Annotated in this window: 29 protein-coding genes and 1 pseudogene; 13 read left to right on the forward strand and 17 right to left on the reverse strand. The window is 59.4% G+C overall.

Annotated elements, in window-relative coordinates:
- Window positions 1-447: 447 nt before the first annotated feature.
- The 3 genes from miaB to ACYCZ5_RS00090 are packed head-to-tail and all read left to right on the forward strand — an operon-like array spanning window position 448 to window position 3093.
- Window positions 448-1779 (forward strand): tRNA (N6-isopentenyl adenosine(37)-C2)-methylthiotransferase MiaB, encoded by a 1332-nt coding sequence (gene miaB / locus ACYCZ5_RS00080; RefSeq protein WP_461543341.1) that lies wholly within the window; start codon window positions 448-450, stop codon window positions 1777-1779.
- Window positions 1776-2225 carry an rRNA maturation RNase YbeY gene (gene ybeY, locus ACYCZ5_RS00085; RefSeq protein WP_461542733.1) on the forward strand — a complete coding sequence of 150 codons (450 nt, stop codon included), beginning with the start codon at window positions 1776-1778 and terminating at the stop codon, window positions 2223-2225. Before miaB ends, ybeY begins: the two co-directional genes overlap by 4 nt.
- Before the next feature lie 7 nt (window positions 2226-2232).
- On the forward strand, window positions 2233-3093 hold the full coding sequence (locus tag ACYCZ5_RS00090) for an HlyC/CorC family transporter (protein WP_461542734.1): 861 nt from the start codon (window positions 2233-2235) through the stop codon (window positions 3091-3093).
- Here the strand turns inward: ACYCZ5_RS00090 and ACYCZ5_RS00095 are convergent.
- The 3 genes from ACYCZ5_RS00095 to ACYCZ5_RS00105 are packed head-to-tail and all read right to left on the reverse strand — an operon-like array spanning window position 3090 to window position 4931.
- On the reverse strand, window positions 3090-3821 hold the full coding sequence (locus ACYCZ5_RS00095) for a pseudouridine synthase (protein ID WP_461542735.1): 732 nt from the start codon (window positions 3819-3821) through the stop codon (window positions 3090-3092). The genes ACYCZ5_RS00090 and ACYCZ5_RS00095 overlap by 4 nt on opposite strands.
- 2 nt (window positions 3822-3823) lie before the next feature.
- A complete protein-coding gene (locus ACYCZ5_RS00100) occupies window positions 3824-4450 on the reverse strand; it encodes a MarC family protein (protein WP_461542736.1) in 627 nt (208 codons plus the stop codon).
- A gap of 7 nt (window positions 4451-4457) precedes the next feature.
- A complete protein-coding gene (locus ACYCZ5_RS00105; protein ID WP_461542737.1) occupies window positions 4458-4931 on the reverse strand; it encodes a Crp/Fnr family transcriptional regulator in 474 nt (157 codons plus the stop codon).
- Between the two features lie 106 nt (window positions 4932-5037).
- Between ACYCZ5_RS00105 and lnt the strand changes: the two genes are divergently transcribed.
- Genes lnt through ACYCZ5_RS00140 form a run of 7 tightly spaced genes read left to right on the forward strand, consistent with a single transcriptional unit; the run spans window position 5038 to window position 11870 of the window.
- Complete coding sequence (gene lnt, locus ACYCZ5_RS00110; protein WP_461543342.1) at window positions 5038-6498, forward strand: apolipoprotein N-acyltransferase; 1461 nt, start codon at window positions 5038-5040, stop codon at window positions 6496-6498.
- Complete coding sequence (locus ACYCZ5_RS00115) at window positions 6495-6758, forward strand: GIY-YIG nuclease family protein (RefSeq protein ID WP_461542738.1); 264 nt, start codon at window positions 6495-6497, stop codon at window positions 6756-6758. Before lnt ends, ACYCZ5_RS00115 begins: the two co-directional genes overlap by 4 nt.
- 40 nt (window positions 6759-6798) lie before the next feature.
- Window positions 6799-7761, forward strand: coding sequence for a glycine--tRNA ligase subunit alpha (gene glyQ, locus ACYCZ5_RS00120; RefSeq protein WP_461542739.1), 963 nt, complete (start codon window positions 6799-6801; stop codon window positions 7759-7761).
- A complete protein-coding gene (gene glyS / locus ACYCZ5_RS00125; protein ID WP_461543343.1) occupies window positions 7761-9905 on the forward strand; it encodes a glycine--tRNA ligase subunit beta in 2145 nt (714 codons plus the stop codon). Before glyQ ends, glyS begins: the two co-directional genes overlap by 1 nt.
- On the forward strand, window positions 9902-10432 hold the full coding sequence (gmhB, locus tag ACYCZ5_RS00130; RefSeq protein WP_461542740.1) for a D-glycero-beta-D-manno-heptose 1,7-bisphosphate 7-phosphatase: 531 nt from the start codon (window positions 9902-9904) through the stop codon (window positions 10430-10432). Before glyS ends, gmhB begins: the two co-directional genes overlap by 4 nt.
- A complete protein-coding gene (locus tag ACYCZ5_RS00135) occupies window positions 10429-11133 on the forward strand; it encodes a lysophospholipid acyltransferase family protein (protein ID WP_461542741.1) in 705 nt (234 codons plus the stop codon). The genes gmhB and ACYCZ5_RS00135 overlap by 4 nt, the downstream gene beginning before the upstream one ends.
- On the forward strand, window positions 11130-11870 hold the full coding sequence (locus ACYCZ5_RS00140; RefSeq protein ID WP_461542742.1) for a M48 family metallopeptidase: 741 nt from the start codon (window positions 11130-11132) through the stop codon (window positions 11868-11870). The genes ACYCZ5_RS00135 and ACYCZ5_RS00140 overlap by 4 nt, the downstream gene beginning before the upstream one ends.
- A gap of 132 nt (window positions 11871-12002) precedes the next feature.
- Here ACYCZ5_RS00140 and cyaY read toward each other — a convergent pair whose 3' ends face one another.
- Together cyaY and ACYCZ5_RS00150 are read right to left on the reverse strand one after the other, a co-directional pair.
- Window positions 12003-12308, reverse strand: a complete 306-nt coding sequence (gene cyaY / locus ACYCZ5_RS00145) for an iron donor protein CyaY (protein WP_461542743.1) — start codon at window positions 12306-12308, stop codon at window positions 12003-12005.
- Between the two features lie 13 nt (window positions 12309-12321).
- Window positions 12322-13626, reverse strand: a complete 1305-nt coding sequence (locus tag ACYCZ5_RS00150; protein ID WP_461542744.1) for a TIGR02281 family clan AA aspartic protease — start codon at window positions 13624-13626, stop codon at window positions 12322-12324.
- A gap of 38 nt (window positions 13627-13664) precedes the next feature.
- On the opposite strand from ACYCZ5_RS00150, the gene lptM reads away from it, so the two are divergent.
- From lptM to ACYCZ5_RS00165, 3 genes are all read left to right on the forward strand, one after another.
- Window positions 13665-13808, forward strand: coding sequence for an LPS translocon maturation chaperone LptM (gene lptM / locus ACYCZ5_RS00155; RefSeq protein ID WP_459724234.1), 144 nt, complete (start codon window positions 13665-13667; stop codon window positions 13806-13808).
- Window positions 13801-15048: a diaminopimelate decarboxylase gene (gene lysA / locus ACYCZ5_RS00160; protein WP_461542745.1), complete on the forward strand. Its 1248-nt coding sequence runs from the start codon at window positions 13801-13803 to the stop codon at window positions 15046-15048. Before lptM ends, lysA begins: the two co-directional genes overlap by 8 nt.
- Before the next feature lie 173 nt (window positions 15049-15221).
- Window positions 15222-15674, forward strand: coding sequence for a histone H1-like repetitive region-containing protein (locus ACYCZ5_RS00165; RefSeq protein ID WP_461542746.1), 453 nt, complete (start codon window positions 15222-15224; stop codon window positions 15672-15674).
- 189 nt (window positions 15675-15863) lie between these two features.
- Here ACYCZ5_RS00165 and mgtE read toward each other — a convergent pair whose 3' ends face one another.
- From mgtE to gspF, 12 genes and pseudogenes are all read right to left on the reverse strand, one after another.
- Entirely contained in the window at window positions 15864-17315 is a 1452-nt protein-coding gene (gene mgtE, locus ACYCZ5_RS00170) for a magnesium transporter (RefSeq protein WP_461542747.1), read from the reverse strand.
- A gap of 51 nt (window positions 17316-17366) precedes the next feature.
- Window positions 17367-18053 (reverse strand): annotated as a pseudogene (gene mtgA / locus ACYCZ5_RS00175) (monofunctional biosynthetic peptidoglycan transglycosylase).
- Between the two features lie 8 nt (window positions 18054-18061).
- On the reverse strand, window positions 18062-18931 hold the full coding sequence (gene aroE, locus ACYCZ5_RS00180) for a shikimate dehydrogenase (protein WP_461542748.1): 870 nt from the start codon (window positions 18929-18931) through the stop codon (window positions 18062-18064).
- An 11-nt stretch (window positions 18932-18942) separates the two neighbouring features.
- Window positions 18943-19701: a type II secretion system protein N gene (gene gspN, locus ACYCZ5_RS00185; RefSeq protein WP_461542749.1), complete on the reverse strand. Its 759-nt coding sequence runs from the start codon at window positions 19699-19701 to the stop codon at window positions 18943-18945.
- Window positions 19698-20201, reverse strand: coding sequence for a type II secretion system protein GspM (gspM, locus tag ACYCZ5_RS00190; protein WP_461542750.1), 504 nt, complete (start codon window positions 20199-20201; stop codon window positions 19698-19700). Before gspM ends, gspN begins: the two co-directional genes overlap by 4 nt.
- Entirely contained in the window at window positions 20198-21406 is a 1209-nt protein-coding gene (gspL, locus tag ACYCZ5_RS00195; protein ID WP_461542751.1) for a type II secretion system protein GspL, read from the reverse strand. Before gspL ends, gspM begins: the two co-directional genes overlap by 4 nt.
- Window positions 21403-22314, reverse strand: coding sequence for a type II secretion system minor pseudopilin GspK (gspK, locus tag ACYCZ5_RS00200; protein WP_461542752.1), 912 nt, complete (start codon window positions 22312-22314; stop codon window positions 21403-21405). The genes gspL and gspK overlap by 4 nt, the downstream gene beginning before the upstream one ends.
- Window positions 22311-22916 carry a type II secretion system minor pseudopilin GspJ gene (gene gspJ / locus ACYCZ5_RS00205; protein ID WP_461542753.1) on the reverse strand — a complete coding sequence of 202 codons (606 nt, stop codon included), beginning with the start codon at window positions 22914-22916 and terminating at the stop codon, window positions 22311-22313. The genes gspK and gspJ overlap by 4 nt, the downstream gene beginning before the upstream one ends.
- Window positions 22913-23290 carry a type II secretion system minor pseudopilin GspI gene (gspI, locus tag ACYCZ5_RS00210; protein ID WP_461542754.1) on the reverse strand — a complete coding sequence of 126 codons (378 nt, stop codon included), beginning with the start codon at window positions 23288-23290 and terminating at the stop codon, window positions 22913-22915. Before gspI ends, gspJ begins: the two co-directional genes overlap by 4 nt.
- On the reverse strand, window positions 23287-23757 hold the full coding sequence (locus ACYCZ5_RS00215; RefSeq protein WP_461542755.1) for a prepilin-type N-terminal cleavage/methylation domain-containing protein: 471 nt from the start codon (window positions 23755-23757) through the stop codon (window positions 23287-23289). Before ACYCZ5_RS00215 ends, gspI begins: the two co-directional genes overlap by 4 nt.
- A gap of 14 nt (window positions 23758-23771) precedes the next feature.
- Window positions 23772-24200 (reverse strand): type II secretion system major pseudopilin GspG, encoded by a 429-nt coding sequence (gene gspG, locus ACYCZ5_RS00220; RefSeq protein WP_461542756.1) that lies wholly within the window; start codon window positions 24198-24200, stop codon window positions 23772-23774.
- A 43-nt stretch (window positions 24201-24243) separates the two neighbouring features.
- Entirely contained in the window at window positions 24244-25467 is a 1224-nt protein-coding gene (gspF, locus tag ACYCZ5_RS00225) for a type II secretion system inner membrane protein GspF (protein ID WP_461542757.1), read from the reverse strand.
- Window positions 25468-25481: the final 14 nt, after the last annotated feature.

The following is a 25481-nucleotide window of genomic DNA, read 5'->3' on the forward strand; positions in this document are numbered from 1 at the left end:
TACCCCTCCTATTGAAGTTGAACATACCAACAAAAACTACGGGGGTAATGCTAGCACAAACTATGCGTGGCACAAATGCTTTGTGCATAGGGATACCAGCCCGGCGTGTCTGAACGCAGGCAGGTTATGGGTAACCCTGTGATTTTTTGGACCGGGCGGGAGAGCCCGGTCAAAGCTGGAGCTGCTTACTCTTTGGCGAGCAGTTGCATCACCATCCAGATGGAGAATCCAACGGAGAAGATTGCGACGCCGATGGATGCGAAATCTGCGATGAACGACATATTGTTATTCCTTTCCCTGAATAATAATGCTGGCTGCCGTACGAAACATTCGTATGGCTCGAAGCCGCAGCGATTATATTAGTGAAATAGTCGGGAATGGCCCTTGTTTGAAAAGGCTGTTTGCTTGAAGGTTATTACGGCATCGGATGCCGCAAGAAGGTGAGAGATTTTGAAGAAACTGTTTATCAAGACCTATGGCTGCCAGATGAACGAGTATGACTCGGACAAGATGGTGGATGTGATGCTGGCGGGTGCGGGGCTGGAGCAGACGGACAAGCAGGAAGAGGCGGACATCATCCTGTTCAACACCTGTTCCATTCGTGAGAATGCAGAGAATAAAGTGTTCTCAGACCTTGGCCGTGCACGGTCTTTGAAACAATCGAATCCGAATTTATTGATCGGTGTCGGCGGTTGTGTGGCGAGTCAGGAAGGCGATGCCATCGTCAAACGAGCACCTTATGTGGATGTGGTGTTCGGGCCGCAGACCTTGCATCGCTTGCCCGAGTTGATCAAAGCGCGCATCGCCAGCGGCAAGCCGCAGATCGATGTCAGTTTTCCCGAGATCGAGAAGTTCGACCATCTGCCTGCTTCGCAGACCGCGCATGGCACGGCATTCGTTTCCATCATGGAAGGCTGCAGCAAATACTGCACGTTCTGCGTGGTGCCGTTTACGCGCGGCGAGGAAGTGTCGCGTCCGTTCGAAGATGTGATGCGCGAAGTGGAAAAACTGCTTGCACAGGGCGTGGGTGAGATCACCCTGCTGGGACAGAATGTGAACGCCTATCAGGGCGTGACTGACGACGGCGACACGGTGGACTTCGCCTTCCTGTTGCGCGCCGTCGCCGCGCTGGATGGTATTCAGCGCTTGCGCTATACCACTTCGCACCCGCGCGAGATGTCGCAGCGCGTGATCGATGTCTATGCGGATACGCCCAAGCTGGTGAGTCATTTACATCTGCCGGTGCAGTCCGGTTCGGATCGTGTGCTGGCTGCGATGAAGCGCGGCTACACTGTTTTGGAATACAAATCCGTTGTGCGCAGGCTGCGTGCCGCGCGGCCTGACATCGCTATCTCTTCGGACTTCATCATCGGTTTCCCCGGCGAGACGGATGCCGATTTCGAGGCGACTATGAAACTGATTGAAGAAGTCGGTTTCGATGCGAGCTTCAGCTTCTTGTTCAGCCCGCGTCCGGGCACACCTGCGGCCGAGATGCTGGATGACACGCCGGAAGAGGTGAAGATGGCGCGCTTGCACCGCTTGCAGGCGCGCATCAGCGAACTGGAACAGGAACACAACCAGCGCATGGTGGGCACGGTGCAGCGTGTGGTGGCGGAGGGTATCTCCAAGAAGAGTGCGGGTGAATTGGCGGGGCGCTCCGAGAATAACCGGGTAGTGAACTTTGCGGGTTCGCCCGGCATGTTGGGCCGCTATTTGAATGTGCGTATCACGGCGGTTTCAAACCATACATTGCGCGGCGAAGTAGTGGAGGCGGCATGAGCGAAGCACACAAACTTTCGCTGTCTGTGCAATACGCCAGCAATGCCGGGAAGTTGCCGACACGTCAGCAGTTCCGGCGCTGGGTGAAGGTGGCGCTGGAGCAGGATGTGCACATGGCGCTGCGCATCGTGGACGAGATCGAAGGCCGTGCGCTGAACGCGAGTTATCGCGGTAAGGACTACGCCACCAACGTGCTGACATTCGTCTACGACGATACCGATCCCTTGTACGGGGATGTGGTCATCTGCGCACCCGTCGTGGCCCGCGAAGCGAAGGAGCAGGGCAAGGAATTGCTCGCGCACTATGCCCATCTCACGCTGCATGCCGCCTTGCATCTGCAAGGCTATGACCATGAAAAACAAAGGGAAGCCGTGGCGATGGAGGCGCGCGAGACTGCATTGATGCTCAAATTGCGGTATCCTGCGCCCTATCTTGTTAGTAAGTAGTCAGGTAATGGACGGTTCAGACAGTAGCAGTAGCAAACCCACCTTTTTTGAACGGCTCTCCACGATGTTGCTGCGTGAGCCGGAAGATAGCGAACAACTCATCGCTTTGTTATACAGCGCCTACCAGCGCAACTTGCTGGATGCCGACGCGCTATCCATGATGGAAGGTGTCATCCAGGTGTCGGAGCGCCAGGTGCGCGAGATCATGATCCCGCGTGCGCAAATGGATGTCATCGACATCAGTCAGCCACCCGAGCAATTCATTCCCTTCGTGGTCGAGCGTGCGCACTCCCGTTTCCCGGTTGTGGACGGCGACAAAGACAACATCATCGGTATTCTGCTGGCCAAGGATCTGCTGCGTTACTACGCCGGCGAGGAATTCAACGTGCGCGACATGCTGCGTCCCGCCGTGTTCGTGCCCGAATCGAAACGCCTCAACGTGTTGCTGCGCGACTTCCGTAGCAACCATAACCACCTTGCACTGGTGGTGGATGAATACGGCGGCGTATGCGGCATGGCCACCATCGAAGACGTGCTGGAGCAGATCGTTGGCGACATCTCCGACGAGTATGACTTCGATGAAGATGAAGACAACATCATCCGTCAGGACGATACCCACTGGCGCGTCAAAGCCGACACCGAGATCGACGACTTCAACGAACAGGCGGGGGCGGAATTCAGCGATGAGGAATACGATACCGTCGGCGGGCTGGTGCTCAAGGCTGCCGGTCAGCTACCCAAACGCGGCAGCATTTTCGTGATCGACGGTTGGCAGTTCACCGTGTTGCATGCAGACAGCCGCCGCTTGCATGCATTGCTGGTGGCGAAAGTGCCCTCAACTCAGCAGGGCGCGGAAGCGGCTTCCTAGAACTTCTCGTCCTCGCGCAGATAGCGCCACTGACCCATCGGCAGTTTTTCCAGCTTCACATTGCCGATGCGCACGCGCTTGAGGCCGGTGACTTTCAGGCCGACCAGTTCGCACATGCGGCGGATCTGGCGTTTCTTGCCTTCCTTGAGGATGAACTTCAACTGGTCATCGTTCTGCCAGCTCACATTGGCGGGCTTGAGTTGCTTGCCGTCCAGTGACAGGCCGAAGTTTAGTTTCTCCAGGCCGCCTGCCGCGAGGCGTCCCGCTACACGTACCAGATATTCCTTTTCGATGTCCGAATCTTCGCCGATCAGTTGCTTGGCGATGCGGCCGTCCTGCGTGAGCACCAACAGGCCGGTGGAGTCGATGTCCAGCCGACCGGCGGGGACGAGGCTTTTCAGATGGCGCGGTTCGAAACGTAGCGATGAGGGGTCGAGTTTCCAGTGCTTCTCCGGTTTCACCAACACGACGGCAGGCTGGTAGCCGTCCTCGGCCTGACCCGATACATAGCCCACAGGCTTGTGCAGGATCACGGTCACCTGATCCTGCTGCTGCGATTGGGCGGCCTTCTTCAGCGTGATCTTCTGTGTCGGCAATATCTTGCTGCCGAGTTCGCTGACCACTTCGCCGTCCACTAGTACCCAGCCTTTGGCGATGTAGTCGTCGGCTTCGCGGCGCGAGCAGATCCCCTGTTCGGACATCAGTTTTGAGAGTCGTATCTTTTCCATGTTCAACCTAGTGACGGGAACAGGCCGCGCAGGCCGCCCGCGATGAATTCGACCGCGATGGCTGCCAGCAGCAGCCCCATCAGTCGGGTGACGATGGTGCTGCCGATCTTGCCCAGCCGTTGTGAGACCCATGGTGCGGCGAGGAAGGTCAGCCAGACGGTCAGGCCCAAAGCGACGAGTACCAGCGACATCATGCCGTAATGGCCGGCGCTATCCGCCTTGTGCGCGTCGACGATCACTGCGCTGATCGCGCCGGGGCCGGCCAGCAACGGTGTGGACAACGGCACGATGGCGATGGACTGCGTCGAATCGGTGTCGTTGTTCTCTTCGGGGGCCGGTGGTGCCTTGTGACCGATCAGCATATTGACCGCCATCAGCAGCAACAGGATGCCACCCGCCGTGCGGAAAGAGTGGATGCTGATGCCGAAGAAAGACAGGATGGCTTCGCCCAATAAAAGGGCCGCGAGCAGGATGCCGAACATGGTGACCGAAGCGATGCGCCCCACGCGTTCTCGTCGCTGGTCGCTCATGCCGGCGGTGAACGCGATGATGAGCGGGATGATGCCGACCGGATCGATGATCGCGAACAGGCTGATGAAGATCTTGGTGTATGCGGTGAATTCGAGCATCGGCAGCCTAATCGATGTAGTCGACCAGTTGCCCCACCGCCATGCGCAGGCGGCGCGACAGACTGACCGCGATGGCGCGGATGATGCGGGCGGCCATGCGCGGGTGTTCTTCCAGCATCTTGTCCAGTGCTTCCTTGGAGAGCGTCAGCACCACGCTGTCTTCGGCCGCTTTGCAGGTGGCCGAGCGTCGTTCGCCGTCCAGAACGGCCATCTCACCAAAGGCGCGGCCGTTGCCGAGTTTCACCACTTCTATCTGTTCTTCGTTCTGGTTGCTCTTGATCACGTGCACGCTGCCTTCATGCACGATGCACATGAAGTTGCCGATCTCTCCTTCATTGAAGATCACTTCTTCGGCGGCGAGTTTGGTGATGCTGAAATAGTGCGCGGCGGTGCGCAGCTCTGCCGATGGCAGATGGTTGAAAAGGTCGCTTTCGACCAGCATGGTGCTGATCTCGTCATACAGGGCGGATTGGACGGCCATGGTGCGCAGGAGCAGGGGTTGAAGTGCGGCGGAAGTTACACCGTATAATCCTGCGAATCAACCTAATCGCCCACTCATTGTGAACAGACTCATCACCTCTCCCTCCATGCAGACCTTGCTCGCCGGTGTGCTGGCCGTATTCGGCTTCGCACCGTTCGGCATGTTTCCCCTGAGCGTGGTTGCGCTGCTCGTTCTGTTCCGCGTGTGGCATCGCTGCGAGCGTGCGGCACAGGCGGCCAAGGCCGGTTTCACTTTCGGCATGGGGCTGTTCAGCTTCGGCGTCGGCTGGATATATGTCGCGCTGCATGATTACGGCTATATGCATCCGCTGCTGGCGATCACGGCTACGCTGCTGTTCGCCGCACTGGCCTCGACGCCGCTGGTGCTGGCAGGTTATGCGCTGATGCGTTTCCGTGTATCGCCGAACGTGAAGATGTTGCTGGTCATGCCCGCGCTGTGGGTGCTGGCTGAATGGTTCAGAGGGCTGTTGTTCACGGGCTTCCCCTGGCTGGCCTCCGGTTATGCGCAAGTGCCCGACAGTCCGCTGATCGGTTATGCGCCGCTATTCGGCGTCTATGGTGTGTCGCTGGCGGTGGCGGTGAGCGCTGGTCTGTTGCTCTTCGTGTCACAGGTGCGCTGGAACGCAGCAGGGAAGCTGGCGCTCGGCGGTCTGGTCGCCCTGTGGCTGGCCGGTGCGGCGCTGCAGCAGGCGGCATGGACGCAGCCGATCGGAGAGCCGTTCAAGGTGAGCTTGCTGCAGGGCAATATCCCGCAGGATGAGAAGTTCTCGCAGGAGAAGCTGGTCTCCACCTTGGAGACATACCGGCGTCTGGCGCAGGGTAGTGATGCGCGGCTGATCGTGCTGCCCGAGACGGCGATCCCGCTATTGCGCCACAACGTGCCTGCTTATTACCAGGAGATATTGCGCGACCACGTGCGGCAGAACGGTGGCGACATATTGATCGGCGCGTTCGAGAAGGAAGGCGGCCACTATTTCAATAGCGTGTACTCGCTCGGCACTGCCGAGAGCCAGCATTACCGCAAGGATCACCTCGTGCCCTTCGGCGAGTTCATTCCGCTGCGTGGCGTGCTGGGTTGGTTCATCAACGATGTGCTGCAGATACCGATGGGTGATCTAACTAGTGGCGGTGACGCGCAAGTGCCGCTGGCCGTGGCCGGACAATTGGTAGCGGTGAACATCTGCTACGAAGACGTGTTCGGTGAGGAGATCATCCGGCCGTTGCCGCAGGCCACGCTGCTGGTCAACGTCACCAACGATGCGTGGTATGGTGGATCGAACGCCGCTGTGCAGCACAACCAGATGTCGCAGATGCGCGCGCTGGAGAGCGGGCGCATGATGTTACGTGCCACCAATACGGGGGTCACATCCGTCATCGGCACGGATGGACAGGTATTGGCGCAACTCCCGCAACACGAAGAGGGGGTGCTCACGGCCCAGGTGCAGGGATATTCCGGCAGCACGCCCTATGTGCGCTGGGGCAACATCGCAGTGTTGTTATTGCTGGCTTTGATGTTGGGCGCTGCGCTCAGCTATCCGCGCAGATGAGCTGGCACTGCTATCTTTTGCAATGCGCGGATGGCACGCTCTACTGCGGTATCACCAACGATATCGACAAGCGCCTCGCCGCACATAATGCGGGCGAGGGGGCGAAATACACGCGCAGCCGTTTGCCGGTAAAGTTGGCGTATAGCGAAGCATGCGCGGATCGCTCCGCCGCATCAAAGCGCGAACGGGCGGTCAAAACCCTGCCAAGAATGGCGAAGCTGGCCTTATGCGGGGTGACGCAAGTGCCCGAAAACCCGTAAAATGCGTTCCTTTGAAAAATCCAGCCGGTAATTAATGCATATGAGCACATTTGGCTCCGACATCACGCCCGCAAGCGGGCATGAGTCTTCACCGAAAGTCAGCCGTGGGCTGACTTTTCAGCAAGTCATCTTAACGTTGCAAAATTTCTGGGATAAGCAGGGCTGTTCCCTGCTGCAACCCTACGACATCGAGGTCGGCGCGGGCACCTTCCATACGGCGACTTTTTTGCGCGCCATCGGGCCCGAGCCTTGGCGTGCTGCTTATGTGCAACCGTCGCGCCGTCCCAAGGACGGCCGCTACGGCGAGAATCCGAACCGTTTGCAGCATTACTACCAGTATCAGGTGGTGCTCAAGCCTTCCCCCGACAACATCCAGGAACTCTATCTCGATAGCCTGCGCGCGCTGGGCATCGACACCAACCAGCACGATATCCGTTTCGTCGAGGACGACTGGGAGTCTCCGACTTTGGGCGCGTGGGGCTTGGGCTGGGAAGTGTGGCTGGACGGCATGGAAGTCACGCAGTTCACCTATTTTCAGGAAGTCGGTTCGCTCACCTGCAAGCCAGTGCTGGGCGAGATCACCTATGGTCTGGAACGTCTGGCCATGTATCTGCAGGGCGTAGAGAACGTGTTCGACCTGGTGTGGGCGAAGAACGGCGACAGCGTGGTGACCTACGGTGACGTGTACCATCAGAACGAGGTGGAGCAGTCGAAGTACAACTTCGAGCATTCCAACGTCGAGATGCTGTTCCGCCACTTCAACGAATACGAAGGCGAAGCCAAACGTCTGATGGATATCGGTCTGCCGCTGCCCGGTTTCGAGATGGTGATGAAGTGCTCGCACACCTTCAACTTACTGGATGCGCGCGGCGCGATCTCGGTGACGGAGCGTGCGGCGTATATCGGCCGTGTGCGTGCGCTGTCGCGTCAGGTGGCGCAGGCTTATTTTGATTCGCGCGAGGCGCTGGGCTTCCCCATGTGCAAGAAAGGGGAGGGCGCATGATGAAACAGACACTGTTGATCGAACTGCTCACCGAAGAGCTGCCGCCGAAGGTGCTGGAGAAACTCTCCACCACCTTCGCCAACGAAGTGTTCGCCGCGCTGAAAGAACAGGCGCTGCTGGGTGACGACAGCGCATGCACGCCGTATTGCACGCCGCGCCGCCTGGCGGTGAGCATCACCGAAGTGGAAGCGCAGCAGGCCGACCGCATCATCGAACGCAAGGGCCCGGCCGTGGCGGCGGGGCTGGATGCGGATGGAAAACCGACCAAGGCGCTGGAAGGCTTCATGCGTTCGGCCAATGTCACGCTGGCGCAATTGCAGCGTGCGGGTGAAGGCAAGGCGGAATGTTTCGTGGCGCGCATCGAGCAGAAGGGCAAGCCGCTGGATGAATATATCTCCGCCATCATCATGCAGGCATTGAAGAAACTGCCGGTGCCCAAGCTGATGCGCTGGGGTGATCAGGAACACCAGTTCGTGCGCCCGGTCCACGGTTTGACCGTGTTGCTTGGCAGCAGCGTGGTGCCTGCCGAAGTGCTGGGTCTCACCAGTGGCAACGTCACCAGTGGACACCGTTTCCTGTGCAGCGAGCGTGTCAGTATCGAGCATGCCGATGATTACGAAGCCACGCTGGCTCGCGACGGGCGCGTGGTCGCCAGCTACGCCAATCGCCGCGAAAGTATCGCGGCGCGTCTGGAGCAACTGGCGGGGGAGAACAAGGCGATCTGGATCGGTCATGCCAACTTCGACCAGTCCAGGCTGATGTCCATGTCGAACGAGGAGCGCAGCCTGCTCTCTTCCTTGCTGGACGAAGTGACCGCGCTGGTGGAATGGCCGGAAGTGTATGTCGGGCAGTTCGAAGAGGAGTATCTGGAAGTGCCGCAGGAATGTCTGATCCTTACCATGCAGCAGAACCAGAAATACTTCCCGCTGCTGGATGCGCAGACGGGCAAGCTGCTGAACAAGTTCCTGATCGTGTCCAACATGCAGATCGCCGATCCGCATCACATCATCGAGGGTAACGAGCGCGTGGTGCGTCCACGTCTGGCCGATGCCCGATTCTTCTTCAATCAGGATCGCAAGCAGAAACTGGAAACGCGCGTCGAGAAGCTGGGCAACGTGGTTTACCACAACAAGCTGGGCTCGCAGTTGCAGCGCGTGGAACGCATCACCACGCTGGCCGGCACCATCGCGCGCCTGCTCGGTGCGGACAAGGCGGATGCCGAACTGGCTGCACGTTTGAGCAAGGCCGACCTGATCACCGACATGGTTGGCGAGTTCCCGGAACTGCAAGGCATCATCGGCCATTATTACGCCCTGCATGATGGCGAGAAGCCGGAAGTGGCGAGTGCCATCGAGGCGCATTACCACCCGCGCTTTGCCGGTGATACCTTGCCGCAGGGGCCGCTGGCTTGCGCTGTGGCGCTGGCCGACAAACTGGAGACGCTGGTCGGCATCTACGGTATCGGTCAGGTGCCGACCGGCGACAAGGACCCGTTCGGTCTGCGCCGTCAGGCACTGGGCATCCTGCGTATCCTGATCGAGACGCCGCTGGATCTGACTTTGCCCGCACTGTTGAAAGCGACCGCCGACAATTTCCCGCAAGGCATGTTGAGCGCGACCGTGGCAACGGATGTGGAAGGCTTCATGATCGATCGCCTGCGTGGCTATCTGCGTGACCAGAGTTTTGAAGGCACGCATATCGAAGCGGTGCTGGCGGTGTTGGGCGGACGTTTGCACGAGGTGTTGCCCCGCTTGCAGGGCGTGCGCGCCTTTGCTGCCATGGCGGCGGCCAAGGACCTGGCGGCTGCCAACAAGCGCGTGCAGAACATCATGCGCAAGAACGCCGAAGAGTTGGGCGAGTTGTCTGCCTCCATCGATGTGACATTGTTCCAGGATGAAGCGGAGCGCGAGCTGTATCAGGCCATGCTGGATATCACGCCGATGGCGCGCGGCTATTTCGAACGCGGCGATTACAGCAACAACCTGAAGACGCTTGTCACGCTGAAATCCTTCGTCGACGATTTCTTCGACAAGGTGATGGTGATGTGCGAGGACAAGGCGCTGCGTATCAACCGTGCCTTGCTGTTGCAACAATTGGGCCGGTTGATGAACCAGTCGGCCGATATCTCCAAGCTCGCGGCATGAAACTCATCATCCTCGACCGCGACGGTGTCATCAACTACGACTCCGATCAGTTCATCAAAAGCCCGGATGAATGGAAGCCCATCCCCGGTAGCCTTGAGGCCATCGCGCGCCTGAATCAAGAGGGTTATCGCGTGGTGGTCGCCACCAACCAGTCTGGTATCGGCCGCGGTCTGTTCGATATGCCCACGCTGAATGCCATCCACGACAAGATGCACAAGTCGCTGGCGCAGGTGGGCGGTCGCATCGATGCGATCTTCTTCTGTCCGCATACCAATGAGGCCGAGTGCAGTTGCCGCAAACCCAAGAGCGGCATGATGCTGGAGATATCGGCCCGCTATGGTGTCGGTCTGGGCGACGTACCCGCGGTGGGAGATTCTTTGCGCGATCTGGAATCCGCCGCCCGGCTGGGTGCCATCCCCTATCTGGTGCTGACCGGTAAGGGAAATAGAACGAAAGAGAAGGGCGGGCTGCCGGAAGGCACACGGATATTCGCCGATCTCGCCGCGGTGACGGCCAGCCTGTTATGAATCTGATCCGTTCCGTCATCTTTGCGCTGGCCCAAGCGCTGTACACATTGTCCTATGCGCTGTTCTCGCCGTTCATCTTCCCGTTCGGCCAGCATATGCGTCACCGCCTGCTGTCCGGTTTCGCGCCCGGCATGTTGTGGCTGCTGAAAGTGATCTGCGGTATCCGTATGGAAGTGCGTGGGCGGGAGAACATCCCGCAACAGGCGTGCGTGGTGTTGAGCAAGCACCAGTCGGCCTGGGAGACGCTTGCGCTGCAACTGGTGTTGCCGGCCCATGCCTGGGTGGCCAAACGCGAGTTGTTGTGGATCCCCTTCTTCGGCTGGTTGCTGGCATTGTCCAGTCCCATCTCTCTGGACCGTAGCAAGGGCAAGGCGGCGATGAAACAGTTGCTGCAGAAGGGCAAGGAAAAGCTGGAACAGGGCTTCAGCATCGTGTTGTTCCCGGAAGGCACGCGCATCCCTTACGGGCAGCGCGGCAAATACAAGATCGGCGGGGCGATGCTGGCATCCCATGCCGGGGTGCCGGTATTGCCGGTGGCGCATAACGCGGGCAAGTTCTGGGGGCGCAATGCCTTCATCAAGAAGCCGGGCACCATCGTCATGGTGATCGGTCCGGTCATCGATACCACGGGACTCAAGGCGGAAGAGATCAATGCCCGTACAGAAGCGTGGATCGAAGACGAGATGACGCGTTTGGGATGATGTTCCTGCGCTCCCGCAGCAAGCCTGTCCCTCCCGCTGTCGAGCAGCGTTCGCTGCAACTCTCCGACCAACACATCACTTACATATTGAAGCGTAGCGGCAAGCGCCGCAGTATCGGCCTGCGCATCGACGAGCGCGGGCTGACGGTGAGCATGCCTTTGCGTGCCTCGGAGCAGTGGCTGCACAGTGTGTTGCAGGACAAGGCGAGCTGGGTGCTGGACAAGCTGGAGAACTGGCAGGTCGCCAAGGTGATGCCCATCGTCTGGCAGGATGGGGCATCCATCCCGTTTCGCGGCGAGGAGATCACCTTGCGTGTCGTGCCCGACCTGTTCGGCGCGCCGCTATGTTTGCAGGGCGAGAGCTTGCTGCTGCAATTGAATGGCGTCGCCACGCCGCAGCGTATCGAGAAACTCGTCAGTCAGTGGTATCGCGAACAGGCTTTACAGGTGTTCGAGGAATGTGTGGCGCATTTCGCGCCGCTGATGGAAGTCGCCCCGCGCACCATACGCTTGTCTTCGGCGCGTACCCAGTGGGGCAGCTGCAGTGCGCGCGGCGTGATCAGTCTGAACTGGCAACTGGTGAAGTTGTCGCTGCCCTTGATCGATTACGTGGTGATACACGAACTGGCCCACTTGAAGGAGATGAACCATTCCGCCGCATTCTGGCGTGTCGTGGCATCGGTCTGTCCGGATCACAAGGAACTCAGGACCGCGTTGCGCGATATCAGGGTCGGCTGAAGCGATCCTGACCGGATGCGACAATATGCCGCATTCCATCGCTGGGCGTGCCGGGTTACATTCCTTCCGTCAGGTGTCCGAAACTAAAGGCCCCCTCCTTGCGGATCGCACCGCCGGACATCTGGCAACCTCTCAGAATTCGAATGCGCTTCCCGATCCGGTCTGTATCAGTGCGGCCAGTTTGGTATACAGCTCGTCGCCATCGCGCTGGTTGATCCAGCTATCGTCCTGCCAGCCGAAATGAAAGCCGCCTGAACGGGCCGCCAGCCAGATCTCACGGTTGGGTACATGGCGGTTCACGATGACCTTGCTGCCGTCATCGAACTCGATCTCCATCACCATGCCGTTGCTGTCGTAGTCGATGTCGGTCGCATCCAGCGCGTGTTCGATGCGCTGGAAGACCTGGTCGGCCAGGGTGTTGAATTCGCTCTCTGTCATCATCTCTCCGTTATCAGTTGCGCCCGATCAGCAGGGTGTCTTCGTCCTGTCCGACGCGGAAGTTGCGCAGTACGTTCGCGCCGAGCAGATTGGTATCCATGTTCGGCATCACTGCCACCGTGATGTTCTTCAGTGTGAAGTTACCCAGTGTCATCTGCGGGACCAGCGCGATGCAGCCGGTCGTGCTGCCGTTGGCGGTCTGCACCTGTATCTCCTTGCAGTTGCGCACACCGGCCTCGCGCGCGATCTCGCTGGTGATGGAGGTCACCGAGGCGCCGGTATCCAGCATGAAGGTGACAGGTACGCCCGCGATGCTGCCGGGCAGATAGAAGTGGCCGTTGCCATGGCGTTTGACAGCCATGCTGCCGTCACCGCTGAACGATGGGGTGGGCAGCGGTGTTGCGGCTACAAAGGTGGAGATCAGCGCGCGAAAATCTTCCGGCCCGGCACCGGAGGATTGCATAGCGATGCGCACCGGCGCGTCATGCTGAACCGAGAGCGAGTCGTTGAACTTCAGCATGCGCCCATCGGAGAATCCGCTGCGCGCATCACACCAACGCGTACCGGCAGCGAACATCAGGTCGTATTGTCCGGGCGGTATGCGTACGCTTGCATGTTGGCGTGCATGCACCAGTACCGACAAGGAGGGGATGACGGTGCGCGGGGCGGTCAGTACCAGCAGCAGAGGGTGGGCATGCTCGTTGTGCAGGGTGAGTTCGGTGCCTGTGCCACCGATCTGCAAGCCACTCTCGGGAAAGACGGTGGTGCTGCCATTTTGCGGGAAGCCACTTTCACAGCGACGTTCGCTATCTGCGAATGCCGCAGGTTCTGCCTGAACAGCGGCAGGCTCTCCGGCAGGGGATGGCTGACCCGGTCGTTGCGTCAGCAAGAAAGCGACGGCAGCCAGCAAGATGATGATCATCGCATTGCGTAGCCCGTGCCCGCCGCCGGACTGGATATGCTGGATGATGACAGGCGTTTCCGCAGCTGACGCAGGAATCGGTGCTCGCGAATTGCGCGGGTCGCTGGCGACGGTCTGCTCCAGCAACTCGCCGAGTCGGGTGAGCAGTTCGCCATGCTGCGGTGATAGCCAGCTTGTGCCTTGCGGGACGAACTCGCTGCCGCCATCCGCCGCAGCCAACCACACATGCCGGGATTGTCGATCAAGGTTGATCAGGATGCGTTGGCCGTCGGCAAAGATCAGTTTGAGTGTAGATGCTTCCTGCTGCAGGCGGATATCCACGCCGCGTGCCGCCACCATCTGCCGGATGCGGGTAAACAAGGCGTCTCCCGCAGCGTCGCTGGCGCTTTCCGTCATATAATCCCGCTCGTTTCGAATTAAGGAAGAAGATACAGATGCGTACAGTGTGCATTATGTTGCTGTTACTTGTCGGCTTGCAAGGATGCGGACGCAAAGGACCGCTTTATTTGCCGCCGGCGCAATCCCAATTCTCGGCCGTTCCCCATCAATCCCAATCTTTAGAACTTCAACATGAGTGAATATTTCAACTACCGTGACGATGCACTCCATGCGGAGCAAGTGTCGCTGATCGACATTGCGCAGCGTTTCGGTACGCCGTGCTACGTCTATTCGCGTGCCGCCCTGGCCGATGCTTACTATCAGTTCGCCGATGCGCTCAAAGGGCGCGAACATCTGATCTGTTACGCGGTTAAGGCCAACCCGAATCTGGCCATTCTCAATCTGTTCGCCAGACTCGGGGCGGGCTTCGACATCGTCTCGGGCGGCGAACTGCAGCGTGTACTGGCCGCAGGCGGTACGGCCGGCAAGGTGGTGTTCTCCGGTGTCGGGAAAAGCGAAGAAGAGATGCGTTTGGCGTTGTCGGCTGGTATCCGTTGCTTCAATGTCGAGTCCGCACCGGAACTGGATCGGCTGAACGACGTGGCGGGAAGCGTGGGCAAGATCGCGCCGATCAGCTTGCGCGTGAATCCGGATGTCGATGCCAAGACACATCCCTATATCTCGACTGGCCTCAAGCAGAACAAATTCGGCGTTGCTTACACAGAGGCATTGGATCTGTACCGCAAGGCGGCAGCGATGCCGCATCTGCGCGTGACCGGTATCGACTGCCATATCGGCTCGCAGCTCACCGAGGTGAGTCCCTTCATCGCGGCGGCCGAAAAGGTGCTGGCGCTGGTCGATCAATTGAAAACAGAAGGCATCACGCTGCAACACATCGACCTCGGCGGCGGGCTGGGGATCTGCTACGACGACGAGACACCGCCCTCGATCGCCGAATACGCGCAAGCGTTGCTGCAGGCATTGCATGGCCGTGCGGAATCTTTGATCGTGGAGCCGGGCAGGGTGCTGGTGGGCAATGCCGGTGTCTTGCTGACGCGTATCGAATATCTGAAGCACGGTGAAGAGAAGAACTTCGCCATCGTCGATGCGGCGATGAACGACCTGATGCGACCGGCGCTTTACGATGCTTTCCATGCGATCCGTCCGGTGCAAAAAGATGCATCGCCGAAACAGCGCTACGAAGTGGTCGGACCTATCTGCGAGACGGGCGATTTCATCGGCCATGCCCGTGAAATGGCCGTGGCAGCGGGCGATGTGCTGGCAGTCATGTCGGCAGGTGCGTATGGCATGAGCATGAGTTCCAACTACAACACGCGACCGCGCGCGGCCGAAGTGATGGTCGACGGCGAGCGAGTGCAGCTTGTTCGCGAGCGTGAAAGAACAGATCAGTTGTACGCGCTCGAAAAGATCGTCGATTGATTTTTTTGCACATAAGTGCACAAATCTATTGCGTAAAAAAAATATTCGCGCATAGAATGCAATCACCGTGCGTATTGGGAGGTTTCTTTAGGTTGAAAGCGCATCGGGAGTGCAGTGGTAGCACGATAGAAATTGCACCAACTTAGTCCATCAAACTTTAATAAGGAATGAAAATGGCAACTGCAAAATCCAAAGCGAAAAGTCCTGCAACCAAGAAAGTGGCAGCAAAGAAACCGGCAGCAAAGAAAGTTGTAGCCAAGAAGCCGGTAGCGAAAAAAGCTGTCGCCGCCAAAAAACCAGCAGCGAAAAAAGTCGCCGCCAAGAAGCCGGTAGCGAAGAAGGCCGTTGCTAAGAAACCAGCAGTGAAGAAAGTCGCCGCCAAGAAGCCGGTAGCGAAAAAAGCAGTTGCCAAGAAGCCGGCAGTGAAGAAAGTCGCCGCCAAGAAGCCGGTAGCGAAGAAGGCAGTTGCCAAGAAGCCGGCAGCAAAGAAAGTCGCAGCCAAGAAGCCGGTAGCGAAAAAAGTCGTTGCCAAGAAGCCGGCAGCGAAAAAGCCTGTAGCTAAGAAGGCTGTTGCTAAGAAGCCTGCAGTCAAAAAAGTGGCAGGAAAGGGCATTCTCGGCGCCTGAGCTTGGTAGATTGGGGCGGGCGCCGAGCTGTTGCGTTTCGCCCTTTCTACCTTTTCTGTTTCACCAAGGGGCGTGAACCCCACGCATTCCCTTTCCTTTTGATTTTCTCCTGACCTTCCCGAATGGGTATACAGAGCGCGTATTTATGCGTGCGGATTCGTTGCGCCTGCTTGATGCAGGGCAAGCACTTCAGACCAGGAAGACGGTCGCCAGTCCAAGGAAGATGAAGAAGCCGCCACTGTCGGTGATGGCGGTGAGCAGGACACTGGCCCCGATCGCGGGGTCACGCCCCAGTCGTTGCATCATAAGCGGTATGCCGATGCCGACCAGTGCGCCCAGCGTAAGGTTGAGCATCATGGCTGCAGTCATCACCACGCCGAGCGGTACGCTGCGATACAGGAAGTATGCGAACAGTCCGGCAAACCCTCCCCACACCAGACCGTTCAGCCCGCTGATGGCGAGTTCCTTCAGCATCAGGCGTTTTGCATTGCTCTGATTGATCTGTCCGAGCGCGAGTGAGCGGATGATGATGGTCGTCGTCTGGTTGGCTGAGTTCCCCGCGATGCCCGCGACGATAGGCATCAAGGTGGCGAGTGCGACCATCTGCGCGATGGTCTGTTCGAATTCACCGATCACACGCGAGGCGAAGAATGCAGTGCAAAGATTGAGCGCCAGCCAGGCCCAGCGGTTCTGGGCGGATTTCCACACAGAAGCGAAGATGTCTTCCTCTTCGATCAGGCCGGCCTGGTTGAGCAGTTCGGTATCCGATTCTTCGCGGATGTAATCGAGCACCACGTTCACGGTCACACGTCCGAACAACTTGCCGTCTTCGTTCACAACCGGTGCAGACACCAAATCATAGCGCTCGAACGCCTGGGCTGCATGTTCGGCTTTTTCATCCGGATGCAACTGGATGACGTCGGTGATCATCAAGGTCCCGACTTCGGTCTCTGGCTCGTTCACCACGATCAGATTGATCGGCAACACGCCCACGAACCGTTCGTCGCGGTCGACCACGAACACCTGGTCGGTGTGGTCGGGCAGTTCATCGAAACGGCGCAGGTAGCGGGAGACGGTCTCCAGCGTGACGTCCTGTCGCACATGCACGATGTTGAAGTCCATCAAGGCGCCGACCGAATCCTCCGGGTAGGACATCGCGGCACGCAGTTGTTCGCGTTCTTCGATCGGCAGTGATTTGAACACGTCGCGGATGACGTGCTGCGGCAGGTCGGGTGCCAGGTCGGCGATCTCGTCGGTATCGAGTTGCTCGGCAGCCACACGCAGCTCGTCGCGGCTCATGCTGGCGATCAGCGATTCGCGCACCGCGTCGGAGACTTCGATCAGGATCTCGCCGTCGCGTTCGGTCTTGACCAGGTTCCACACCAGCAGACGGTGCTCGATCGGCAGTGCTTCCAGAATGTAGGCGATATCGGCCGAGTGCAATTCTTCCAGCTTGTCGCTCAGCTCGGCCAGATGCCTTTTGTGCAGCATCTTGTCCAGCAGCTCGTGGCGCTCGTCGCGCGGCAGCGCCTGATTGTGGACCACGGTTTCCACCAGCGCCTGCTTATCAAGCAGGTGCTGAACCTGATGCAGGTGTTCCTGCACATTATCGGTGTAATGGTGTTCGTGGTTCTCGGTCATGGCGCACCTCGAAAAATTGCGCGCTATTGTAAGGAAATTAACCCGGCGACGTCAGGGAATCTCGGCATCCGGCATGCGGTCGAGGATGATCTGTGTCTTGCGCAACATACCGCGCGCCTGGCGGTGGCGGTCGTAATAGCGCGGGTTGGGCACCATGGCGGCCAAGCGGGCGGCTTGCTCGGCGGTGAGCTTTGCAGCGCTGACACCAAAATAATGACGGGCCGCCGCTTCGGCGCCGAACACGCCGTTCCCCCATTCGATCACATTCAGATAGATCTCGAAGATGCGCCGCTTGTCCATCACCGCTTCCAGCATCAGCGTGATGATGATCTCCTCACCCTTGCGCCACGGCGTGCGTTTGGTGGACAGGAACAGGTTCTTGGCCAATTGCTGGCTGATGGTCGAACCTCCCGCGACGATCTTGCCCTGTTTCATATTCTTTGCGTAGGCTTTCTGGATGCCTTCCCAGTCGAACCCTTCGTGGTCGACGAACTTCGCATCTTCGGCAGCGATGAGCGCGCGTTTGAGATTGGAGGAGATATTCTTGTATGGCACCCATTTATGCTTGAGCTTCGCCTTGGGGTTGCTGTCCTGCATCACTTCCAGACGGTCAGTCATGAAGGCACTGCTGGACGGGTCGAACTTGACCCACCATCAGATATGGGCGAACAGCCACAACTGGTACAGCACGAATATCAGTAACAGCGCCAGCAGGAAGCGCCAGAAGAGACTGCGTATGGGGTTCTTCACTTGCGCAGGGCTTCGAGTACTGGGCTTGTGTCCGGGCGCACGCCACGCCAGATGAAGAACGCCTCGGCGGCTTGTTCTACCAGCATGCCTAGCCCGTCCGCCACTTGTGCGCCATGGTCACGTGCGAACTTCATGAACGGTGTCTCACGTCCATACATCATGTCGTAGGCGAGGGCGTTGGGTGCAAAGATCGTATTGGGTAGTGGTATGGTGCTATCGGTGAGCCCTGCCGAAGTAGCATTGATGATGAGGTCGAATTGCTGAGTGGCGAGTTCGTCGTAACCGCAAGCTTGAAGGCGCGTCACTCGTGCTTTGGTGACGGTTTCTGCGGCAATAAGTTGGAAATCCCTGTCGTTGATAATTTGTTGGGCCTTCGCTGGTGTGCGATTGGCAATGACAGTTATTTCTGGCGATTGTTGTGTCATCCCACTATTTACTTGGTAAATCAGAGGGAAGAGTACTCCGCGAGAGGCTCCGCCAGCACCCATCAACAAAACTCTTTTTCCTTCTAGGCTGAACCCAAGATTGTTCCGGATGTCGCGCACCAAGCCTATGCCATCTGTGTTGGTTGCTACAAGATCGCCATTTTTTTTCATGAGCATGGTGTTGGCGGCTTGAGCTGTTGTGGCAGGGAGTTCAGCAACGGTTGCTAACTGATAGGCCTCCAGTTTGAACGGCACCGTCACATTGCATCCCTTGTAGCCTTCCTTGCGCAGGCGTTCGACGGTCGCGGCGAACCCGTCCAGCGGCGCTTCGATGGCTTCATAGCTGATGTCCTGTCCGGTCTGTTCGGCGAACATGCGGTGGATCAGCGGTGATTTGCTGTGCGAGATGGGGTTGCCGATGACGGCGTAACGGTCGGTCATGCTGGATACGATCAGGGTAGGGCCACAGATTGCGGCATCAGGGTGAGAGTATAAATGCCTGGACGTGTTTCGGGGCCGATGTGATGCAGCAATGCGTTCAGTTCTTCTTCGGCACCCGCTGCAGCTTGGGCCGTGCCGTTGATCTGCACCCCTTGGACAGGATCAAGTCGCCCGTGTGCTTGCAATTGCAGTTTGCCGCCCAGCGTGCTGAGGCTGGCTTCCAGTTTTTGCCCGTCACCTGTCAGGATGATGCGGTAGTCGCCCAGCGGCGCGATGGGCGACAAGCCGGAGGCCGCATGCAGCCAATCAACTGTGACTTGGCCGAGCATACCGCGTGCATCCAGTTCCAGATGGTTGGCGTGGGCTTGCAGCGCGCCTTGCAGGCGATAGGGGTTCAGCTGTGGTGCGGCCACTTCAAGCAGGGCTGCCGGCAAGTCCAGACGCAGACGGTCTATGTCCAGACGCACAAGCAAGGGGCGAAAGCGCAAGGACATCGGTTCATATGCGCCCGCCTGAAGTTGCATGGCGGCTTTCCAGGGGTGCAGATGCCAGCGATAGGCGCCCAGCGAGCGGATACCTGAGCTGTCTTTCAACAGGAGGATGCCAGACCCTTGCCACAGGGAGCCCTGGGTGCGGGCCAGCATGAGTTGTCCGTCGGTGGCGCGTTCCAGTCCGTATCCCAACAGTGACGACGGTGCGAGCGCGAGCAGACCGATAAGGAATACGCTAGCGAACAGCAGTGTCAGCGACACACGGCGGCGTATGCTCACTGGTCTGCACCGTTGCTCAGTGTGGCCTGCATCTTGATCATGCCCGGAACGGGTGATGCGGCAAGTATGGCAGTCGATACACGGATATGCTGGGTATGACCTATGGTGTGCAGCCATTGCAGCCAGCGCTCGAAAGAGATCGCATCCGCACTGATATGGACGCTGTTCTGTTCGCCAGGGGTGACGATCAGACTCAATCCGGAACCTTCCGCGCTGCGTTCCACCGCCGACTTCAGTGCATCTCTGTCGAGCACGGCCAGTTCTGCGCGTTGGCGCAGCTCTTGTACCTCACTGGCTTGCATCGCCATCTGTGCGGCTTGGGCACGCACAGATGGCAGACTGTCTTGCAACTTTGGTAGCGCGTCGTGCGCGGGTTGCCATAACAAGCCATAGGCGAGCAGCGGCAACAGCAGCCCCGCCCCGCGGCGTATGGTCTTCTGCTCGGCGGCGCTGAGCGAGTCCCAGTGCGCGGCTTTCAATCTCTCGATCCGTGCTTTCATCGTGCACCTCCGGCAGAGATACGCAGTTGCAGGGACAGCACCGAGCCGGCGGTCTGGGTGTCCGTCACCTGCAGGGACAATCCCGCTCCGGCTACGCGCTCGCGCAGTATGTCGACGGCGTTCGCGCCGGTCAGGCGCATCTGCACATCCAGTTTGCCGCCGTCATAACGCACCGTATTCAATACACGACCGGGCAGATCGTCCGTGGCGACCGAGAACTTCTCCAGTAAGGGCAGGAAGTCTGCCTCGTCTGCCACGCCTGCCGCGTGGCGCAAGCGCGCCACGTTGCGCCGCATCTGCAAGGGCGCATCGACAACGACCGCATCGGTGCCGAAGGTCTCGCGGAAAGTGTCGGTCATCACGTTCGATAGCTGTCGCTTCTCGTGCGCGAGCACCGCCCATTCCAGATTGGTCAGCAGCACTTCCACGCAGAACAGTAACAGCAGCACCATCAGCGCGGGGCGCAGCACGGGCCACAATTCGCCGATGCGCGGCGGGGCTGCGAATTTGCCCCACAGCAGGTTGGGTGTGTCGGCGGGTATCTCCGCCTTGCGCCAGTCGAAATGCTGCCGCTCGAACAATACCGGCACCTTGATGCCCCAGTTCGGTGCTTCCACTTCGCTGCCGAGTGTGAACAAGCGCAATGCGGCTGGTGGTGCCTGTTGCAAACGCAATTGCAGCAGCGCGGGCATGCGCGTGTCGCTCCCTTTGTCGAGCGCGCCGCCCAGATGCCCGGCCATCGCCATGAAGCCCTGCGTACCGTCCCAAGCCACGCTCCATTCTTCACTGCGCTGCGGCAGCAGGCAGAACTCCGGCACGACGCGCCGCAGGCGCAGCTTGGCGGCGGAGCAGGCGGCGAGTAAGCGCGACAGCCAACCCTTATCCATCGCATAGAGCACAGTGCGCCCGTCGGCGAGCTTCATTCCCGGGGTGACGTGCACCTCGCTTACATCGTCCAGCAGACCGTCTTCCAGTACGAAGGGGAGCGCGGTCTCCAGCTTGTTGCGTTTCAGTTTGGGGAGTGCGACGGCGGTGGCGAGCACCCGGTCGGAGGCGACGATGGCGGTGGCTTGGTCGGCATGCGGCATCGAGGCCAGTGTGCCGTTGCCGCTGTCGCGCTGCTGACCTTCGTCATCGAGCAGCACCCATGTGCAGTCCGAGGCGGCATCCTGCCATTGTGAGGTGAGATAGATACGCAGTTTCATTGCAGACTTTTCCTGATTTGCTTCGCCCAGACACCGCTTCGTTTCAACAACGCATGCACCGACGATTCCCCGTCGCCCTGTGTGGCGTATCCGGTCACCATGAAGTATTGGCTGCTCACGGTGAGATGCTCCGAGCCGCTTGCTTGCATGTGCAATTGTTGAAAGAAGTCCGTCGTGCTCTTGAATGGTGTCGATTGTATCTGCAGGTGGAGGCGGCGTGCTTCCGGCAGGTCCAATCCCGGTATGACCGCGATCAACACTTCGGGCGGCGCAAAGTTCACGTTCACCGGTGTGTTCGATTCCGGCAGCACGCTCACATACGGCTCCAGTCGTTTGATGATGCTGGCATCGTAGCCTTTCACCCAAACCAGTTCGCCGACGTCGGATAGCAGGCGGTTCGCGCAGCGGTAAGGAGGGTCCTGGCGCATATAGTAGTCATCCTCGGCGCCGTTCACGGCGGATTCGCTGTTCGTGTCCAGCCAGTCAAGCAGCGTGTCGCTCAGGTCCAGCGGCAACCCCAGCGTGTCGAGCAAGCGGCGGAAGTGCAGCACATCCGCAGCGCTCGCGGCACCATCGCGCACCAGGTTGTTCAGATTGAACAGACCTTGCTGGTCATGGATGGCACCACGCACCTCACCACCTTCCAGTTGCACGGCCGGCAAGCGCATCGCCCACATCTCCTTGCCATGGTCATACTGGCTGACCGAAGCGTCATCTGCCAGCACCGCCCGCGCCCAGTCTATGCCGGCTTCGGCGATGCGCCGGGCTTGCGCGCGGTCGCGGCCGTTCTCCATCGCGCGCTGCCAGAATCCCTGCTGCTGTGCCATGAATGCGGCAAGGGTGGTCGCCATCGCCACGATCAGCAACACCATCACCAGTGCCACGCCATTTTGTGAATGGTTCTTCATGTCAGTGAGAATATCCGCGTTAGTTTTTCACCGCTCTTCAGCACCAATTCAACCTCCAGCGCTCTGGGCAGGCTGAATACCCCTGATACGGGTGGCCATTGCTGCTCCCATGTGAAACGGCTGTTCATATAACGCAGCTTGAATTCGCCGACTCCCTCCAGCACGACATCCACGCTGGGCGTAAGGTATGGGACGCGATCGAGCACAGCCCAGCGCAACATTTCCAGCTTGCCCTGTCGCAGCCGGTAACCGATACGCTGCGGCGGCAACGGCATGCCGACGGCATCGAAACCGCCATGCCGTGTGAATGCCAGTTGCACATCCTCCACGCTGGCGGTTGCCGAAGGGATACCGATCCAGGCCGGTACTTCTACACCGTTCGCTGTGCGCACCGGGCGCTGCAACACTTGTGCGGTCTCACCATCCAGTCGCGCGAAGAATCGCTCCAGCGATTGCCACTTGCGCGTCTCCTGATCGAGGTGGGCGCGCGTGTCGGTCACTGCATCAAGTCCGCGATAGGCCGCGACGGACAGCAACGCGAACACGAGCAGCGCGACCAGCAGCTCGATCAGGGTGAAGCCGGAATCTCGACCGTTGCTCATCGCGGGTACTGCACCAGATACCCGGTCAACTCGCGCAGGATATGTTGTTTGTCATCCGGCGCATTCACCCTGACGACGATACGGCGCATGGTCGGGTTGGGCGTGGCGATGATCTCTTCGCGCCAGGGGTAGACCTGACCTGCCTGTTCTTCTGCGCCGCTGTGGATGCCGGTGGGCAGCCAGTCACTGCGCGCCTGATGCAGCGCCAAACGGTTCTGCGCCACCCAGTCTGCCGTGATACGTGTGCGCATTGCTTCTGCATGATGGATGCTGGAACTGGCCGTGCGCGCAACGGCTGCCATGGTGATGGCGAGGATGAAGAGCGCAACGAGGACTTCGATCAAGGTGAAGCCCGACTGTTCGTCATGTCTCATGGTGTGGCTCCCGCGACGACTGCCACCTTGCCCAGCCCGTCGCCGACGATGGCTGTGGTCAGCTCGCCGCTGCGGAGGTGGACCTTGAAACGCTTGCTGGCGAGTTCCGGGCTCAGCATCAGCATCGAACCGGGTTCCAGGCGTCGTCCGTCAAAGCTGATCTCGCCGATGTGTACGTCCTGCGGCAACTCACGCGGATGCATCAAGTCATCGCGCTCGATGCGCACCCATTCGCCTTCTTTAGTACGCTTCCAGAAACGGTAGCTATTGCCGCTGCCCGACCATGCCAGGGATTGTCCGCCTGCTTGGGATGCCATCGCACCGTTCTCAAGCAGAAAGGCGAGCCGCTGCACCTCGTCGCGCAGCACGCTTTGTGTGCTCGGCATCAGATTGAGCGTCACCACGGACAGCATGATGCCGGCGACCACCAGCGCCACCAGCATCTCGATCAGAGTGAAGCCACGCATGGGATCGTTTTGCTTCAGTTCTGCCACGAGCCGATATCGGCGTCGCTGCCTTCACCGCCGCTTGCGCGGTCGGCCCCCAAGCTGAACACATCAATCGAGCCGTGTATGCCGGGTTGCAGATATTGGTAAGGCGTGCCCCACGGGTCTTTCGGGACGCGGTCGAGATAGCCATCGTTCTTCCAGTTCTCAGGGACGGGGGGAAGCGTGGGCTTCCTCACCAGCGCGGCCAATCCCTGTTCTGTGGTGGGATAGCGGCCGTTATCCAGCTTGTAGAGGTTGAGCGCCTGCGAGACGGTGGCGATGTCCTGTCCGGCGGCGGTGATGCGCGCCTCGTCCGGTCGGCTCATCACCTTGGGCACGACCAGCGCGGCCAGCACGCCGATGATGAGGATGACGACCATCACTTCGATCAGGGTGAAACCTTGGATGTTTCTATTCTTCATGACATTTCTCCTGGGCAGATATCTGATCAACAAGATCGTTGATTCATTTCACCATCTGGTTCATCTGGATGATGGGCAGCAAAATCGCCAGCACGATCAGCAGCACCACCGCGCCCATGAACAGGATGAGTACGGGTTCGAGGATGGAGGTGAGCGCACTGGTGAAGCCGGAGACTTCCTGCGTCTGTTGCTTGGCGACGCGATCCAGCATGATGTCCAGGCGACCGCTCTGTTCACCGCTGGCGATGAGGTGGACGAGTACCGGCGGGAACAGTCCGGAGGCGGCCAGCGCACGGCTAAGCGTCACACCTTCGCGGACCTTTTCGGCGGCCTCTTCCAGCGCGCGCTGCATCGGCAGATTGGTGAGCACGCCGCAGGCGGCATGCAAGGCGGTGAGCAATCCCACCCCGCTGCCGACCAGAATGGAGAGAGTGCTGGCCATGCGCGCGGTGTTGCTGCCGCGTATCAATTTGCCGACGACGGGCAAGCGCAACAGTTTGAGATGCAACTGGAAGCGCAGCTCCTCCAGTTGCAGCGCGCGATGCGCGACGATGCCGCCGATCACAGACAGCGCGATCAGGTACAACCAGGCGGCGGAGAAGAAATCGCTCAAGATGATCAGGGCGCGTGTGAGCAGCGGAAGTTCCTGTTTGGTTTGCTCGAACACTTCCACCACCGGCGGCACCACGAAGATGAGCAAGCCGCCCACCACCAGCACCGCGACGAAGATGACGATGGAGGGATAGACCATCGCCAGGCCGATCTTCTGCTGCAGGGCCTGCTGACCTTCGGAATAACTGGCGAGTTTATCCATCACGGTGGCCAGTTCGCCGGAGGCTTCCCCGGCGCGGATCAGGGCGCGATGGATGTCCGGGAAAGTGTCGCGATGCTTTTCCATCGCGCGCGCCAGCGTGCTGCCCGCCATCACTTCCGAGCGCAAGGCAGCGATCACCTGGCGCATGGCCACGTTGTCACCCTGCTCGATCAACACCGCCAGCGCCTGCTCCAGCGGCAAGCCTGCTTCGAGTAGCGTGGCGAGCTGGCGCAACATGAGGCTGACTTCGGATAAAGGGATGCGTTTACGGAACGGCAGGTTGAAACTTCGTGCGCTTTTTTGCGCGGTCGTGTCGGACATCGCATCCAGCCCGACCACGAACAATCCGCTCTCGCGCAGTTTCGCGCGGGCGAGACGGGCCGAGTCGGCCTCGATCATGCCTTTGCCGGGCTTGCCGGATGCGTCGAGTGTGTTGTACTGGAAGGCGGCCATGGTTTATCCAAATT

It is taken from the genome of Sideroxydans sp. (genome assembly GCF_054604835.1).

Excerpts from the sequence above, each read along its gene's own strand:
- ybeY (WP_461542733.1), top strand. The coding sequence starts at position 1,776 with ATGAGCGAAGCACACAAACTTTCGCTGTCTGTGCAATACGCCAGCAAT.
- ACYCZ5_RS00090 (WP_461542734.1), top strand. The coding sequence starts at position 2,233 with ATGGACGGTTCAGACAGTAGCAGTAGCAAACCCACCTTTTTTGAACGG.
- ACYCZ5_RS00095 (WP_461542735.1), bottom strand. The coding sequence starts at position 3,821 with ATGGAAAAGATACGACTCTCAAAACTGATGTCCGAACAGGGGATCTGC.
- ACYCZ5_RS00100 (WP_461542736.1), bottom strand. The coding sequence starts at position 4,450 with ATGCTCGAATTCACCGCATACACCAAGATCTTCATCAGCCTGTTCGCG.
- ACYCZ5_RS00105 (WP_461542737.1), bottom strand. The coding sequence starts at position 4,931 with ATGGCCGTCCAATCCGCCCTGTATGACGAGATCAGCACCATGCTGGTC.
- lnt (WP_461543342.1), top strand. The coding sequence starts at position 5,038 with ATGCAGACCTTGCTCGCCGGTGTGCTGGCCGTATTCGGCTTCGCACCG.
- ACYCZ5_RS00115 (WP_461542738.1), top strand. The coding sequence starts at position 6,495 with ATGAGCTGGCACTGCTATCTTTTGCAATGCGCGGATGGCACGCTCTAC.
- glyQ (WP_461542739.1), top strand. The coding sequence starts at position 6,799 with ATGAGCACATTTGGCTCCGACATCACGCCCGCAAGCGGGCATGAGTCT.
- glyS (WP_461543343.1), top strand. The coding sequence starts at position 7,761 with ATGAAACAGACACTGTTGATCGAACTGCTCACCGAAGAGCTGCCGCCG.
- gmhB (WP_461542740.1), top strand. The coding sequence starts at position 9,902 with ATGAAACTCATCATCCTCGACCGCGACGGTGTCATCAACTACGACTCC.
- ACYCZ5_RS00135 (WP_461542741.1), top strand. The coding sequence starts at position 10,429 with ATGAATCTGATCCGTTCCGTCATCTTTGCGCTGGCCCAAGCGCTGTAC.
- ACYCZ5_RS00140 (WP_461542742.1), top strand. The coding sequence starts at position 11,130 with ATGATGTTCCTGCGCTCCCGCAGCAAGCCTGTCCCTCCCGCTGTCGAG.
- cyaY (WP_461542743.1), bottom strand. The coding sequence starts at position 12,308 with ATGACAGAGAGCGAATTCAACACCCTGGCCGACCAGGTCTTCCAGCGC.
- ACYCZ5_RS00150 (WP_461542744.1), bottom strand. The coding sequence starts at position 13,626 with ATGACGGAAAGCGCCAGCGACGCTGCGGGAGACGCCTTGTTTACCCGC.
- lptM (WP_459724234.1), top strand. The coding sequence starts at position 13,665 with ATGCGTACAGTGTGCATTATGTTGCTGTTACTTGTCGGCTTGCAAGGA.
- lysA (WP_461542745.1), top strand. The coding sequence starts at position 13,801 with ATGAGTGAATATTTCAACTACCGTGACGATGCACTCCATGCGGAGCAA.
- ACYCZ5_RS00165 (WP_461542746.1), top strand. The coding sequence starts at position 15,222 with ATGGCAACTGCAAAATCCAAAGCGAAAAGTCCTGCAACCAAGAAAGTG.
- mgtE (WP_461542747.1), bottom strand. The coding sequence starts at position 17,315 with ATGACCGAGAACCACGAACACCATTACACCGATAATGTGCAGGAACAC.
- aroE (WP_461542748.1), bottom strand. The coding sequence starts at position 18,931 with ATGACCGACCGTTACGCCGTCATCGGCAACCCCATCTCGCACAGCAAA.
- gspM (WP_461542750.1), bottom strand. The coding sequence starts at position 20,201 with ATGAAAGCACGGATCGAGAGATTGAAAGCCGCGCACTGGGACTCGCTC.
- gspL (WP_461542751.1), bottom strand. The coding sequence starts at position 21,406 with ATGAAACTGCGTATCTATCTCACCTCACAATGGCAGGATGCCGCCTCG.
- gspK (WP_461542752.1), bottom strand. The coding sequence starts at position 22,314 with ATGAAGAACCATTCACAAAATGGCGTGGCACTGGTGATGGTGTTGCTG.
- gspJ (WP_461542753.1), bottom strand. The coding sequence starts at position 22,916 with ATGAGCAACGGTCGAGATTCCGGCTTCACCCTGATCGAGCTGCTGGTC.
- gspI (WP_461542754.1), bottom strand. The coding sequence starts at position 23,290 with ATGAGACATGACGAACAGTCGGGCTTCACCTTGATCGAAGTCCTCGTT.
- ACYCZ5_RS00215 (WP_461542755.1), bottom strand. The coding sequence starts at position 23,757 with ATGCGTGGCTTCACTCTGATCGAGATGCTGGTGGCGCTGGTGGTCGCC.
- gspG (WP_461542756.1), bottom strand. The coding sequence starts at position 24,200 with ATGAAGAATAGAAACATCCAAGGTTTCACCCTGATCGAAGTGATGGTC.
- gspF (WP_461542757.1), bottom strand. The coding sequence starts at position 25,467 with ATGGCCGCCTTCCAGTACAACACACTCGACGCATCCGGCAAGCCCGGC.